Source organism: Oleiphilus sp. HI0117, assembly GCF_001635235.1.
The window spans coordinates 1-1,805 of sequence record NZ_LWGA01001276.1; the positions used below are offsets into that span (position 1 = coordinate 1).

Here is a 1,805-nt window from a genome sequence, read left to right on the forward strand (position 1 = left end):
CTGTTCGAGACGAATGCTCTATTCCTTTCAGAATCTATCGTCCTGGTATGGTTGTGGGGCACTCTAAGACTGGTGAGATCGACAAGATTGACGGTCCATATTACTTCTTCAAAATGCTGCAAAAAATTCGTAACACTTTACCAAAGTGGATGCCTACTATTGGTATTGAAGGTGGCCGCATTAACGTTGTGCCGGTCGACTTTATTGTTGATGCAATTGATCATATTTCCCATGCAGATGGTGAAGATGGAAAATGTTTCCATTTGACTGACCCAGACCCACACAAGGTTGGTGAGGTTCTAAATATTTTTGCCGAAGCTGGTCATGCGCCAACCATGACAATGCGTGTTGATTCTCGCATGTTTGGTTTTATTCCTTCAATGGTTAGGAATGGCCTAAAGAACCTTCCTCCTGTTAAGCGTATTACGAGTGCGGTTTTAAATGATTTTGGTGTTCCAGAGTCGGCAATGGGTTTTATCAATTACCCAACAAAGTTCGACTCTCGCGAAACAGAGCGTGTATTGAAAGGATTAGGAATCGAAGTTCCTCGTCTAGAATCCTACGCACCTGCTATTTGGGATTTTTGGGAGCGTAACCTAGACCCAGATTTACATAAAGATCGTTCCTTAAAAGGTACTGTTGGTGGAAAAGTTTGTGTTGTCACGGGTGCAACATCGGGTATCGGATTGGCGACTGCGCATAAATTGGTAGATGCTGAGGCAATCGTATGTATCGCTGCTAGAACGCAAGAGACTCTGGACGAAGTTAAGGCTGAGCTACAAGCAAAAGGTAAGGGTGAAGTGCATGCTTATCGTTGCGACTTCGCGGACATGAATAACTGTGATGAGTTCGTTGAAGCCGTGCTAAAAGATCATGGTCATGTTGATTATTTGATTAATAACGCAGGCCGCTCGATCAGACGTGCGATTAACCATGCATTTGACCGTTTCCATGATTATGAACGAACTATGCAGCTAAACTACTTTGGTTCTTTGCGTTTGATTATGGGGTTCGCGCCATCAATGCTAGAACGTAAGTGCGGCCATATCGTTAATATTTCCTCTATTGGGGTACTAACTAATGCTCCACGCTTTTCTGCATACGTTGCATCAAAAGCTGCTTTGGATGCATTCTCACGTTGTGCTGCGTCAGAATTTTCCGATAGTAATGTGACTTTCACAACGATTAATATGCCGCTTGTGCGTACGCCGATGATTGGCCCAACTAAGATCTACGACTCTGTTCCGACATTGTCGCCAGATGATGCGGCAGATTTGATTGCTGAAGCGATTGTGCATCGACCAAAGCGTATCGCTACACGCTTGGGGACTTTTGCTGCAGTACTTCACTCCTTAGCTCCTAAGGTTGGTGAGATTGTAATGAATACTGGCTATAAGATGTTCCCTGATTCAGCTGCGGCTCAAGGTAAGGGGCAAGCTAATGAAAAGCCAAAAGTTTCAACAGAGCAGGTTGCATTCGCTGCGATCATGCGTGGTATTCACTGGTAAGGCGTTTTGTCTAGCTAGTATTTGATGCTATGTAGTAATAGAAAAGGGGCTTCGGCCTCTTTTTCTTTTTTAGAAGCTTACTTTTTCAGAAAAAGTAACTAAGAAATGGTGTAATTATTTTTACTGGCTGTGTAATATAGGCACGTTGTTTTAACCACACTAAGAGATACGTTCTGTATCTCTATCGAATAAAACTTTTAAGGAAGGTAATAACTAATGAGTGTTTTAGTTGGTAAGCAAGCTCCTGATTTTACAGTATCTGCAGTACTAGGTGACGGTTCTATCGTTGATGAATTT

At 42.8% G+C, this 1,805-nt stretch carries 1 protein-coding gene and 1 pseudogene; both read left to right on the forward strand.

Annotated features, from left to right (window positions below; genetic code table 11):
- Positions 1–1,508, forward strand: a 1,508-nt coding sequence (locus A3757_RS22240) for an SDR family oxidoreductase (protein WP_068740316.1), incomplete at its 5' end; no start/stop codon positions are given.
- A 216-nt stretch (positions 1,509–1,724) separates the two neighbouring features.
- Positions 1,725–1,805: pseudogene (locus A3757_RS25900) on the forward strand (peroxiredoxin); the annotation flags it as partial.